This window comes from Arthrobacter sp. GMC3 (assembly GCF_002929305.1).
Classification (GTDB): domain Bacteria; phylum Actinomycetota; class Actinomycetes; order Actinomycetales; family Micrococcaceae; genus Specibacter.
Window position 1 is genome coordinate 38,089 of the sequence record NZ_PJIO01000008.1, and the last position, 12,945, is coordinate 51,033.

General features: G+C 59.1%; 10 protein-coding genes. 5 read left to right on the top strand and 5 right to left on the bottom strand.

From position 1 onward, the window contains the following. Positions 1-4: 4 nt before the first annotated feature. The gene (locus CXQ94_RS13705; protein WP_104091138.1) at positions 5-598 is read right to left on the bottom strand and encodes a hypothetical protein; all 594 of its coding nucleotides are present in this window, start codon (positions 596-598) and stop codon (positions 5-7) included. A 74-nt stretch (positions 599-672) separates the two neighbouring features. Next, positions 673-1,215: an alternate-type signal peptide domain-containing protein gene (locus tag CXQ94_RS13710; protein WP_104091139.1), complete on the bottom strand. Its 543-nt coding sequence runs from the start codon at positions 1,213-1,215 to the stop codon at positions 673-675. A 384-nt stretch (positions 1,216-1,599) separates the two neighbouring features. Here CXQ94_RS13710 and CXQ94_RS13715 point away from each other — a divergent pair, with 384 nt between their 5' ends. The 3 genes from CXQ94_RS13715 (at position 1,600) to CXQ94_RS13725 (ending at position 4,020) form a co-directional block, all read left to right on the top strand. Continuing rightward, positions 1,600-1,962 (top strand): Hpt domain-containing protein, encoded by a 363-nt coding sequence (locus tag CXQ94_RS13715; RefSeq protein ID WP_181034221.1) that lies wholly within the window; start codon positions 1,600-1,602, stop codon positions 1,960-1,962. Positions 1,963-2,134: 172 nt separating this feature from the next. Further along, the gene (gene nhaA, locus CXQ94_RS13720) at positions 2,135-3,442 is read left to right on the top strand and encodes a Na+/H+ antiporter NhaA (RefSeq protein ID WP_104091141.1); all 1,308 of its coding nucleotides are present in this window, start codon (positions 2,135-2,137) and stop codon (positions 3,440-3,442) included. Between the two features lie 119 nt (positions 3,443-3,561). After that, positions 3,562-4,020, top strand: coding sequence for a VanZ family protein (locus tag CXQ94_RS13725; RefSeq protein WP_181034222.1), 459 nt, complete (start codon positions 3,562-3,564; stop codon positions 4,018-4,020). Here the strand turns inward: CXQ94_RS13725 and sufU are convergent. From sufU to CXQ94_RS13740, 3 genes are all read right to left on the bottom strand, one after another. Continuing rightward, positions 4,017-4,487, bottom strand: coding sequence for a Fe-S cluster assembly sulfur transfer protein SufU (sufU, locus tag CXQ94_RS13730; RefSeq protein ID WP_104091143.1), 471 nt, complete (start codon positions 4,485-4,487; stop codon positions 4,017-4,019). The genes CXQ94_RS13725 and sufU overlap by 4 nt on opposite strands. 6 nt (positions 4,488-4,493) lie before the next feature. Next, positions 4,494-5,804: a SufS family cysteine desulfurase gene (locus CXQ94_RS13735; protein ID WP_258067081.1), complete on the bottom strand. Its 1,311-nt coding sequence runs from the start codon at positions 5,802-5,804 to the stop codon at positions 4,494-4,496. 183 nt (positions 5,805-5,987) lie between these two features. Further along, positions 5,988-7,400, bottom strand: coding sequence for a glycerophosphodiester phosphodiesterase family protein (locus CXQ94_RS13740; protein WP_104091144.1), 1,413 nt, complete (start codon positions 7,398-7,400; stop codon positions 5,988-5,990). A gap of 244 nt (positions 7,401-7,644) precedes the next feature. Here CXQ94_RS13740 and lhgO point away from each other — a divergent pair, with 244 nt between their 5' ends. Together lhgO and CXQ94_RS13750 are read left to right on the top strand one after the other, a co-directional pair. Next, positions 7,645-8,841, top strand: coding sequence for an L-2-hydroxyglutarate oxidase (lhgO, locus tag CXQ94_RS13745; protein ID WP_104091145.1), 1,197 nt, complete (start codon positions 7,645-7,647; stop codon positions 8,839-8,841). Positions 8,842-9,101: 260 nt separating this feature from the next. Continuing rightward, positions 9,102-11,894 (top strand): WecB/TagA/CpsF family glycosyltransferase, encoded by a 2,793-nt coding sequence (locus tag CXQ94_RS13750; protein ID WP_146070314.1) that lies wholly within the window; start codon positions 9,102-9,104, stop codon positions 11,892-11,894. The last annotated feature ends 1,051 nt before the right edge of the window (positions 11,895-12,945 follow it).

Genomic DNA, 12,945 nt, shown 5'->3' on the forward strand with positions numbered 1-12,945 from the left:
CCTCTTAGAGTTGGTTGACGATGATGGGCACGGCAATCCGGGTGCTCTGCCCGGTGAGGCTGGCTGGCATGGTCGCAGCCAGGCTGATTTGAAAGCACAGCACTCCGGTTGCAGCTTTGGCGATGTCCAGCGTTCCTGTTCCGTTGCTTGGGGCAGTGGCGTAGAGCGCAGCCTGCGAGCACTGTGACAGCGACGATGCAGCCACTACTTTGACGCTTAGGTACGGTGCCAGCGGAGATCCGGTATTGCCTCCCACCACGGGGGCACCTGTGCTGGCCCTAATGGTGAACTCCCCCCCGGCATTTGTTGCATTGCCCAGTTGGACTCCGGCGTAGCTGCTTTGGCCGGGAACCACCACTCCACTCGGTGTTGTGCTGAGTGAGAAACTTGCGGCGGTCCCATCGTCCAGGGTCATATCAGTGGCCTGGTTGGTGATGGTGTCGGTGAGGCTGACACGGAATTCCGCCGCCTGGACCGTCCCGGCATTTGTACTTGCCGACTTGTTCCACAGCGCATAGCTTCCCTGAACGGTCAGCAGACCCAACAGCACGGCAACCAGCACCAGGCCGGTTGCTTTGAGTGCGCGGGTGCTTTGCATGGCTGCTTCCGTTGGGTGGGGTGGTGGTGGGCCAGAGCGTGTCTGGCCCACCTCCGGGGTCTACAAAGTAGGTGCTACTGGTTGTTGCTGCTGACGGGGGCCTGCTGCTCGAGCTTGTAGCCGATTCCGCTGAGGTCTACGGTGGCTTTTGTCGCGTCCGTTGACGTCGTTGATTTTTTGAAGGTGAACGTCGTCGACGCGGTAACAACACCACTGTCGGCGGGAACCAACACGGTGTCGGCCAAGACCTTGCCGTTCTTGCTGTTAGTCAAGGTGGTGGCGGAAACGACGGCGTTGTCACCAAAACCGCTGGCGGCGGATGCTCCTGTGACGGCCAGCTTCGCGGTCATCAAGTTACCCGTCAGTGTGACGGTCAGCGGCTGCGTGTACGTCAAGGTGTCCCCCGGAACAACCTTGTAGTCGGCAATCTTGGGAATCGCGGTGCCGGCAGCGTTGGTCCAGACACCTGCACCAGCGGCCAAATTCAGGTCACCGGCTACTACCGAACCCATGGAGGCAGTATTTGCCTGGTTCCAGGTAGCCAATGTTCCGCCACCACCGGCCAGAAGGATAACGCCTACACCGGTTGCAATTGCGCCTTTGACCATCTTGTTCATCGTGAGACCCCTTGTTCAAGTTCTTCCCAGCAGGCGTTCCTGCTGGTGAGAACAACTTTGCCGCCCACGACTTAAGAAACAGCACCAAGAATCCGGAAGATTCACAGAAGAAAAACGCAAGATTCCGGCACCGTCCAAAGACGCGGCAAAGATCAAGCAAAGGCTCAAGATCTGCTCAAGATTGTGCTCACTTCCAGCAATTCACTATCCAAAAGGTTAGGGAATAGGTGCTGAATCCGGCTGTTTGCCTAAGGTTCTCTGAAGTTGATGAGATTTCAGGAAAAACATCTCAAAAACAACTCTTATGAGCGTTATTGTTGATAACCAGAACAGGGTTTATTGCAGCGTCATCGAACAGGCAGGGGGCATCCAAAGGACATGGTCGTGACTACGTTGCCACTGGTTTGCACAGCGACACTGCACTCTCTTGAAGAATCACTTGATGGGGAGCGGGCGCTTTGCCGAAACTTTGTGTGTCGTTATGTTGAAATGTGGCCGCAACGCTTCAGCCGGATCCACGACGCCGTCACCACCGGTCACCAGGAAGCCGCCATGGATGCCGCACTTAGCTTGCGTAGTTCCAGCATGATGGTCGGAGCTGCAAGGCTGGGCGAATTGGCTGGCGATCTGATCCAACTACTTGAGTGCGGACGCGCTGGGGCAGCCGCCAAGAAGTTGCCGGCATTGCAACTGTGCGGGAACCAAACAACGTGCCAATTGACGGCCTCCTATGTCAATGCGGCCTAGCAACGGGCAAGAAATGATGCGAATGTCAAAGCCCGCCGCGCTTTCGGCTCGCATGGTCATGGTCGCACTGTAGAGTGTAGGTTAGGTGCGCCGGGAAGTCTGGTCGGCAATGTAATTGTCGACCCCGTTGGATTTCATAAATCCACCTCATCGTCTAAGTAGGCTAAAGCCAATGACTCTCCCCTCACCCCGGAAGATCTTCACCCGCGGCACGTATAGCGAATCCGTACGTATCAGCGAAATTCTGCGCTCTGAAACTGTCGGCGGCGCACTCCTTCTCGCCGCCACCGTCGTCGCCCTGGTCTGGGCCAACTCCCCTATCGCCGAAAGCTACTTCGCCCTGCGCGATTTCCGCATTGGCCCGGAGGCCTGGCACTTGAACCTCAGCTTGGGCGGCTGGGCATCGGATGGCCTGTTGGCCATCTTTTTCTTTGTTGCAGGACTTGAACTCAAGCGAGAGTTCGTCGCAGGGGATCTGCGCAACCCGGCCCGCGCCGTCGTCCCCATCACCGCGGCCGTGGGTGGGGTGATTCTCCCGGCGCTTTTCTTTGTGGTCATCAACTTCACCGCCGGGCCCGAAATCCTCAAGGGCTGGGCCATCCCGACCGCCACCGACATCGCCTTCGCCCTGGCCGTCCTTGCCGTCATCAGCACGCACCTGCCCAGTGCACTGCGCACATTCCTGCTGACCTTGGCCGTGGTGGATGACCTGATCGCCATCGCCATCATCGCCGTCTTTTACCCGGGCGAGATGCACTTTGGCTTCCTGGCCCTTGCCGCCCTGCCGCTTCTGGCGTTCACCTGGTTGGTCCAAAAACGCATCCACGCCTGGTATTTCCTGCTCCCATTGGCCTTTGCCACGTGGGCGCTTGTCCATGCCTCAGGGGTCCACGCCACGGTGGCCGGCGTCCTGCTCGGCTTCGCCGTGCCTGTCATCCGCTCAGCCAAGAACGGCGGGCCCGACGCCGGACCTGGCCTCGCCGAGCACTTTGAACACCTCACCCGGCCCGTTTCCGCCGGGATCGCTGTGCCGCTCTTCGCGTTCTTCTCCGCAGGCGTTGCCCTCGGCGGGGTGGCCGGTCTCAAATCCGCTTTCACCGACACTGTGGCAATCGGTATTGTCGTGGCCCTGGTTCTAGGCAAGTTCGTTGGCGTTTTCGGTGCCACCTGGCTTGTCACCAAAACCACCAAGGCCAAGCTCGACGACGGTCTTGCCTGGATCGACGTCGCAGGTCTGGCGTTGCTTGCCGGGGTCGGGTTTACGGTGTCGTTGCTGATCAGCGAGCTCAGCTTCGGTGATGACAGCCCGCACTACAGCCATGCGAAGGTGGCCATCTTGGCCGGCTCGCTCATCGCGGCCCTGCTTGCCGCGGTGGTGCTTCGCAGCAGGAACCGGCACTATCGCAAACTTGCCGAGTTGGAGTCCCTCGACGGTGACGGTGACGGCATCCCGGATGTCTTCGAGAGAACCGAGGACTGAGCCGCGGCATCCGATGACTTCGACACGACCATGGTTGCGGGTCCCAAAGCAGAGGTTGAGTTTGTCTAAATCTGGCAGGTGCTCCCATTTCTGCCTTTGTCGGTCCTAGACTGAGTGGCGTGAGCATCAGCAGACACCGCCTTGGCATCATCGTTGCCGTACTTTACTTTGTCGCGTTGGCTGCAGTCGTGTTGTGGCCGACGCCGGTTGACCGGCCTTTTGACGGCAACCTCACCGATTTCCTTAGATGGTTGCGCTCATTGAGCATCCCCCACTGGATTTCCACTTTCACAACGGTGGAGTTTACCGCCAACATTGTCATGTTTGTCCCTTTTGGGATCATTGTGGCGGTACCCTTGGCACATCGTTTTTGGTGGGTTGCAGTCCCAGCGGGTGCAGCACTTTCCAGCCTTATTGAGTTGACGCAAGGCTTTCTTCTGCCAGAGCGTGTTGCTGACTGGAGGGACATCGTCGCCAACACATCAGGGGCCCTCCTTGGTGCGTTGGGGGTGTGCTTGTTCCGGGTAGTCCGGCCTAAGCCACTCCTGCGCGTTCCTCTGCGAGAGCTCCCGGACTAGCGCGTCTGGTTGAGCGCATCCTCCGCAGCCACCCAAGCGAGCATGGCGCATTTGACCCTGGCCGGGAACTTTGACACCCCGGAGAGGGCTGCAGCGTCGCCGAGGATTTCCTCGTCAGCGTCAAGTTTCCCGCGTGAGCGCATTACTTCACGGAAGTTCGCGATCAGGCCATGTACCTCCTCAACACCGAGTCCCACAATCAACTCCGTGAGGATTGAGGCGGACGCCATGGAGATCGAACAACCGTCACCTGCCCAGTGAACTTCCGACACGGTGGGCGCGGCCCCACCTGTGGTCAGAACCCGCAGAGTGATCTCATCGCCGCAAACCGGGTTGAGCTGGTGACATTGACCTACACCGGTGGGCAGGTGAAGTCCTTGTAGCTGGTCATCGGCCAGGTCGGCACCCGTTCGGGTTTTGGCATGCTCCAGAATGATTTGTTGATACAGCGAATCTAAGGCACTCATGGTCTTTTATGCTCCCGTAATTCCGAAGTAGGGGCGCACTCCTGCCACAGCTGCCAAGAACGCATCCACCTCCTCCGTGGTGTTATACAAATAGGTGCTGGCGCGTGTGGAGGCGTTTAGTCCAAGCCTGCGGTGCAGAGGTTGGGCGCAATGGTGACCCACGCGAACGGCAATTCCGGCGGCGTCAAGGTACTGTCCGACGTCGTGCGCGTGTACCCCTTCCACCTCAAAAGCTGCGAGCCCCGCACGGGGTACACCAGCAGCAGGACCCAGCACCCTGATACCGGGGATAGCTTCAAGCCCGGCCACGAGGCGTTGGCCCAGGGCTGCTTCCCATTCGTGGATGCGTCCCATGCCAGTTTCGCTGAGATAGTTGACCGCGGCGGCGAACGCGGCGGCCTGCGAGATTGCTTGGGTGCCGGCCTCAAATCGCTGCGGTGCGGGAAGGTAGCCAGCTTTTTCCATGGTGACGGTGGTGATCATGGAACCGCCCGTCAAGAACGGTGGCATGGCATCAAGTAGTTCGGCTCGGCCGTAGACGGCGCCGATCCCTGTGGGGGCCAGCATCTTGTGCCCGGAGAACACGGCAAAGTCGACGTCCAACGCCTTGACATCCAAAACTAGATGCGGCGCTGACTGGCAGGCGTCGAGCACCACCAGCGCGCCGACGTCGTGAGCCATACGTGTCAGCTCCAGCACGGGGTTGATGACGCCGGTGACGTTGGAGACATGTGTGAAGGAAAAAACCTTGGTGCGGCTGGTAAACAGCGCCGCCGCGGCCTCCATGTCGAGGGTTCCGTCATCCAAGACAGGGACAAACTTCAAGGTGGCCCCGGTGCGGCGGCATAGTTCCTGCCACGGGATCAGGTTGGCGTGGTGCTCCATCTCTGTCACGAGCAATTCATCGCCAGGCCCGACGGCGAACTTCCGGGCTTCGGGGGCGACCTCGCCGACACTTGCATTGCCAAAGGAATAGGCGATCAGGTTCAGCCCGGCAGTGGCGTTGGCCGTCCAGATGAGCTCATTTTCCTGCGCACCGACGAAGGCTGCAACTGTTGCGCGCGCGTCTTCGAAGACATCGGTGGCGGCAACCGCCAAGGTGTGGGCTCCGCGATGCACGGCCGAATTGCGTTGTTCGTAGAATTCCTGTTCGGCTTCCATCACGCTAATGGGCTTTTGCGAAGTGGCACCCGAATCCAGATACACCAGTTGCTGGCCGTTGACATCCTGATCCAAAATGGGGAAGTCGTTGCGGATACGGAGTACTTCCGTATCCGTCAGGGGAAAGAGGTGGAACTGCTCAGCGGATCCTGTCACCAAAATTGTGCTCCTCAGTTAGCGCAGCAGGCCGTTGCTCGACCAGCTTGGGAAACAACCGAATAGGTCATATCCGCCTCACCTAATTGTTGCATTGATACGCGGGCAGGGCATCTCAGGTTTGGCTTACCCACGCTTCCGGGACAGAGACAGCACTGGCCTCACCATCCGGTGTGGGTGAGGCTAGCTAACATTCACAGACTTGAACTCCACAGGTGGCCCCCCTGGATAGTTCTTGCCGAGGGAAAAATAGCCACCCCGGTATGTAGCGTCCGGTGCGAACCCTTGTTGGAAGTTCCCGTCGGTGCGGGAAAAGGTTATGCCGGAACTAGCCACGGCCACCGACAGTTCCGTCCAAATTCCGGGCTGGACCGGCGTGGTAGATATGGACGCCAATTGGGTGCCATCAATTTCTCCTGGCGCACGCCGATAAAGCGCCAGTTCCCCTGATGGACTTACCGTGAGGTGATATCCACCTACATCACTTGTCTTCTGAACGCGGTATGGCGAATCGTTTTCCTGCCCAAAGGCCATCCCAACGTGTTGGGTCGGGAGAAAACCTGGGTCGGGCCATCTAAAGGCACAGTGAATGCTGTACGAGGCTTCGCTGATGGGCCCCATTGAGCCCATCGAGTAGCTGGCGGTATCTGCATCGTCGATGCGGATTGAAGCCGTTTCGGGCTGAAGGGTTGGCTGAACGGACCAGGCTCGATCGAATGTCCAGGGCAGGTCGCCAGATGCCCTAAGTCCCGTTGAAAACGTGTCGCTCGTATTGAGTGGGCGATCGCTCATGACGTATTCGACATTTGAGCACATCATTATCTGCACCCCGAGTCGCACCATTCGATCTCGGGTAGACCGGTTGTGAACTTCCCAGCAGATCACAGGTTTCCCGTGTGATACCAGCGCGGTTACTTGCGCGTCCGTGGCCGAGGAGTAGATCCCCACCATGTCAAAATTTTTTGCGTACCTGTCGAATGTTCCAAAAAACTCGGGGGTGAAATACCCCCAGGTCTTAAATCCCATGGCCCGGGCTTTAAGATAGCTTGCAGAATTCGCGGGCTGCTTCCAGATGAAGTGGTCGGTCGGCTTAGGGTAGGTCTTCATGAGGTCTGTGATCGGGACAAGGTTTTTGCCGGTCTTGTCTTCAATAAAGATGATGTGGGTTGCGGCATGCGCATCCAATACATCCTTGAGCCGTGGGATGGGCAGCAAGGGTGCCGCCGGACCCAGCCACTGGCGGGCGTCGTTTCGAAGCGTCTGAAGTTCGGCAAACGTTACGTCTGCGATCGTGAGGCCAGTCCCCGTCATACGCAGGGTGCTTGGATCGTGATGACAGACCAATACTCCGTCAGATGTTGCATGCACGGAGACCTCAATTGCGTTTAGACCGTGAGACACAGCTTGGGAATATGAGACGGCGGTGTGTTCGGTCCAATTGTCTCCGGAACCGCGATGCGCAATATAGAAAGGCTTGGTGGCCGTGACATCCTTCACCGAGTAGTTCACAGATCCAGGTTCACGGGAGCATCCGCTCAGCGCCAGCAGCGCTCCGACACCTACCAGCACCTGTCGTCGTGTGAACGATTGATCCATTTCGGTCCTTTATCTGAACTGCGCGCCCCCTGCCCGTTCCATGGGCCTCTTGGCGCTACGCTGGGGCCATGGCGAGAATATTGGTTACCGGCGGCCCCGGCATTATTGGCTCCAACTTTTTCCACTATGTCACGGCTCACTGTAATTTTCAGGTGAGACCGGCAGAGGAAATAAGACCCGGCTGCGCAGCCCTTGCCCCAGTTCCTGCCCCGGGCTTCCCTGCCCAGCACCCAGGCAAGATCTAGTGCGGGCGGTGCGGGCCGCCGTCGTAGGTGGCGGAATCATCGGCGTGGCAGTTGCCAGAGAACTGTTGCACTCTGGCACCGCGTCGTCGGTCACCTTGTATGAAAAAGAAAACGAGCTGGCCGCCCACCAGACAGGTCGAAACAGCGGGGTGGTCCATGCCGGGCTGTATTACGAACCCGGCGGGCTCAAGGCCACACTGTGCCGGCGCGGGGTGGGTCTGCTTCGGGAACTGGCTCAGCGCCGCAACCTCCCCTATGAGGAATGTGGCAAGGTGGTGGTGGCTCGCGACGACGCCGAATTGGGACGCCTGCGGACCATCTTTGGGCGTGCCGTGGCAAATGGGGTGCCGGGGGTGAAGATGGTCGACGCCGGTGAGTTGGCGGCCATTGAACCACATGCCCGCGGCATTGCCGCACTGCACTCCCCCACCACGGCCATCACCGACTACCGCGCCGTAACGAACGCCCTAGCCCAGGACTTCATGGAAGCTGGCGGCACGCTCCTGCTCGGACACTTGGTCTCTGCCGTGGACGATTCGGGCACGGCGGCCACAGTGACCGCCAATGGTGTGGCAGACTCCTTTGATCTGGTGATCAACTGTTCGGGGCTGCAGTCGGACCGGCTGGCCAAGGCCTCCGGAGATTCGGAAAATCCGCGGATCGTGCCATTCTTTGGCGCGTACTTCCTGCTGCGCCCGGAACGGCGGGCGTTGGTCAACGGCCTCATTTATCCCGTGCCGGATCCCAAGTACCCGTTTCTGGGCGTGCACCTGACTAAGCGGATCGACGGGGAAATCATGGTGGGCCCCAATGCGTTCCTGGCCGGCGGCCGTGAAGCCTACAAGGGCTTGCAAGTGGTACCGCGGGATCTTGCCGAGGTGGCCGGCTTTGGCGGCTTCTGGCGTTTCGCGGCAGGCAACATCCCCGCGGCCTTTAGGGAGGGCCGCACAGTGGTCAGCCGAAAGGCCTTCATTGAGGCGGCCCGGGCTTATGTCCCGGAACTTCAAGTTGCCGACGTCGTGCCTGGAAGCCGCGGGATCCGGGCCCAGGCTATGAACGGCGACGGCAGCCTGGTGGACGACTTTGTCATCACCGGAAGCCGGCGCATGCTGCACGTCCGCAACGCCCCCTCCCCCGGCGCCACATCCTCCATGGCCATCGCCGAATACATTGTTCGCGAGGCCGCCTTCAGGTAGGAACACTACTTTCCACCTGCAATTGAGTATTCCCGACCTCAAATCCAAGTACTCGCTTGTAATTTCGGGTAGTTCACCACTCTAGTGGTGCAGCTCCACCACTCCGTAGACTCGGGATCATCCGAGCCACTCAGGGGACTCCTCGAACACGGTTGATCATTGGGGTTCGGTGTGAGCAATGCTGCCCACTTTCTATGGGGAAAATCGAACGGGGGGTTTGACATGCATGTCTACATCCATGGCAGTTTGGTGACGTCACCGTGAATAGCTGGCAAGATACATGGGACCCCGCCCTGGTATGGAACAGTGAAGATGTCATCTCTGACAGTCCGATCCACAGATTCCCCGTTCGCGCTATTCTCGGCGGAGCCAGTGTTGACCTCCGGGGATTCGATGAAGCTATCGCGGAGATCATTTCGGCCACTGGACGTCGACATAAGAACCCCTTGGCTGTGGTGTCCGCGAACCTTGACCACGTTATGCATTTCGGGACGGGCAGCCGATGGCGCGGCACCATGGAAACAGAATCCAGCATCGACTGGCTAACCTTGCTGGACGGAGCACCCCTGCGTGCCAAGGCCACAGCTTTGACGGGGCAGGCGTGGCCCCGTCTGGCAGGCAGCGACCTCATCCACCCACTTCTCGACGAGGCAGAAGCCCAGGGATTGAGGGTCGGATTTCTCGGCGGCTCCGCACATACGCACCAGATGCTTAAGCTGCAGCTGCAGGAAAGCAGGCCGGCACTTCAGGTCTCCGGATGGTGGACCCCCACCCGGGCCGAACTTACTACCCCGGACACGTCCGAACGGCTGGCCAGGGAGGTGGCGAAGTCCGCGACAGACATTTTGGTGGTGGGCTTGGGGAAACCCCGGCAAGAACTCTGGATAGCCCAATACGGTGCCTTGACCGGAGCCCCGGTCATGCTCGCTTTTGGAGCTGTGGTTGACTTTCTCGCTGGCCGGATTAAGCGGGCACCGCAGCCCGTCGCCAATGCTGGCATGGAATGGGCATGGCGTCTGGCCTTGGAGCCACGCCGACTGGCAAAAAGGTATCTTGTCCAGGGTCCGGAGGCGTATGTGCGCATGAACAGGCATAGCAGCCTATGTGAATCCTTGGCCTCGTCGGATCAGGTGGCGGTACAGCTAGCTTCTGGGATTTTGGTCCCCACCCAGTTAGATTACGCCCATGCAGCCCCGCTTGCACCTGAACCAAGCACAGACGCATTTGTCCCGCCAGCCCTCCTGGCGGAGGTGACAGTGGTACTCGTCACCTACAACAACGCCGAGGACATCGATCCCCTAGTTCAGTGTCTGCGTACAGAGGCCAGCGCCCAAAGTCTCAAGGTCGTCGTGGCCGACAACGGATCAACGGACGGGACCCTGGAACGCGTCGCGGCCCATGCCGACGTCGTTTTGGTCCAGACCGGCGGGAATTTAGGTTATGCCGGCGGAATCAATGCGGCATTGCGCAATGCCGGGGACTACCACGACGTGTTGGTTCTGAACCCGGACTTGCGCATCATCCCGGGCGCGATTTCAACACTTCGCCAGCGGCTTGCGAAGTCCGGGGCGGGCATTGTTGTGCCCAAACTCCTGGACGACGATGGCACCACATATCCCTCTCTACGGCGTGAACCAAGCACCATGAAGGCCGCAGGCGACGCCGTCATGGGCAAGCGGCTGTCAGGGCGGCCGGACTGGCTCTCAGAAATTGACTACAACGCTGAAAGCTACCATTTTCCGCACACGGTTGACTGGGCCACCGGAGCGGCCTTGTTGATCTCCGGGCAAGCTCTTGCCGACGTTGGTGAATGGGATGAAGCGTACTTCCTGTACTCGGAAGAAACCGATTTCTTCCGCAGAGTTCGCCAAACCGGGCGTACCATTTGGTTTGAGCCTGCCGCGCGCATGGTTCATAGCCGCGGAGGGTCAGGCGAATCACCGAATTTGGTGGCGCTGATGGCCGTCAACCGTGTCCGCTATGCCGCAGCGCACCATTCCAAGGCGTATGCCGGTGCCTTTCGGATCATTGCGACCGCTGGGGAATTGGCCCGCATCCACAAGCCTGGAAACCGCCGCGCTTTTTTGGCACTCGCGGGTCTACTGCCCTGGTCAAGACTCCCCCATGCTGTTTCTGGGCCGGGGCGCCAGCAACAGCCATCTTCCGGGCCGACACTCTACTTTCCGCCCGGCGCCGTGATCATTCCGGCGCACAACGAGGCCGCGGTTATTGCCAGGACTCTGCAACCCCTCGCTGCGCTGGCAGCGTCGGGCACCATCGAAGTCATCGTGGCCTGCAACGGCTGCTCGGATGACACCGCCGCCATAGCTGCACAGTTCCCAGGGGTCACGGTGTTAGACCTCCCCGAACCGTCCAAAACGGCAGCCCTGAATGCCGCCGACGGCGTATGTTCACGCTGGCCAAGGCTCTATCTCGACGCAGATATTGAGGTGACGGCAGAGGCGCTAGCCGAAGTTTTTGATCATTTGCGTGGGCCAGGCGAACTGGCTGCCCGCCCAGCATTCCGCTACGACACCAGCGGTGCGGATCCCCTCGTGCAAGCCTACTATCGGGCCCGGATGCGCATTCCAGAAATGTCCAGGCACCTCTGGGGTGCGGGGGCCTACGCGGTCAGCGAAGAAGGACACCGCCGTTTTGGGCGATTCCCAGACGTCACCGCCGACGACGCCTACATTGACTCATTGTTTACGGCAGAGGAAAAGACGATCTTGGACACACCGCCAGTCGTGGTGCGAACGCCGCAGACGAGACGCGAACTTCATCGAACGCTTCGCCGTGTTTACAAAGGAAATGAGGAAATCGACGCACCCAAAAAGGACAATTCGAGCTTGGTTGGACTCTTGACGAGCGTCAATGGGCCGCGGCAATTTCTTGATGCAGGCATTTACGCATTCATGGCTGCATCGGGGAAAACTCGAAAAAGAACGTCGATGACAGTTGATGGTGGATGGGACCGCGATGAGAGCAGCCGACAGTCCGCCAGCATAGTCGCTCGCCACTCATTTCCAACTAGGCCGGGCGGCCCCGTCTAGGCGCAATATTTGGGGGCCTAGTGTTCGGAATCGCGGGTCAGGTTTTTGTATCGATGGTTTTATGCCGGATGTCCGAAGGGTGCCGGGGCAGCATTGCATCCGGCCTACCAAGCCAGGCATGGTTCACTGGCAATTCACGGACGCCGAGAAAAGACGACCCTGGATGCCGCCGACGGCACCCAACGAACCGAGCCACCGCACACTGAGCCATTCCTTGGAGTCAGCGCCTCGGGGCCACCGTCACGCCACCGGTCCAAGTACCAAAATGACCGAACACAAGTACTGTCGTCAAAAATGAAGTAGTCGACTACTCTATCGACACACTGTCGGTGATCATAGAGTGTGACGTGACAGGTCTCAGCCTTTTGCTCGCTCAATTAGTCTGCTCTACGTATGGTCGGCTGGGACCCCGTCCAGATGCATTATCCGGCTTCACGGAGTGCGTCCGCTGGTTTGATCAGACGATGGGGAAACTAATGATTGAGCGAATGGTGTCAAACGATAGGAAAGCGGATTTCCATGACAATACAAGGGTCTCGGCCGCCCAGCACCCAGATACAGGCCGCGCGCCCCAGGTTCGTCGAAAAAGGCCTGCCAAATTTGCTCGTACGGTGTTCGAACTCCTGCAGTTTCCCGGTAGGTCCCTCCCGTATGCAATCTACGCCGTTTCCGCGCAGGAGAATTGCCTTTTGCCGAATTCCACGATGCAAGGAAACGCTGAGCCTGACGTTCGAGCCCATTTAAGCGATCTGGGATCTAGCCACCTCACCAATCACTTGGCGGAGAAATGCACTAATAACCTTCTGAAACCGTGCAGGAATACACGCGAAATCATTGGGAGCATTCAAGGAACGCCGTTTGGACTTGGTGGAGAGGAGGACATATTGGAACGCCCGGCCGACAACTTAACGGGCTCACTTGAGAAAGCGCTTGAAGCCGCCTCACCGCGACTCCGCGAAGCGAAAGATTGGGTTTTCCACCCAGATACTTTCAGGGGGCAAATGGTTCCGTCAGCGAAGGTGGTGTTACATATTCAGCGACCACGCGCAGA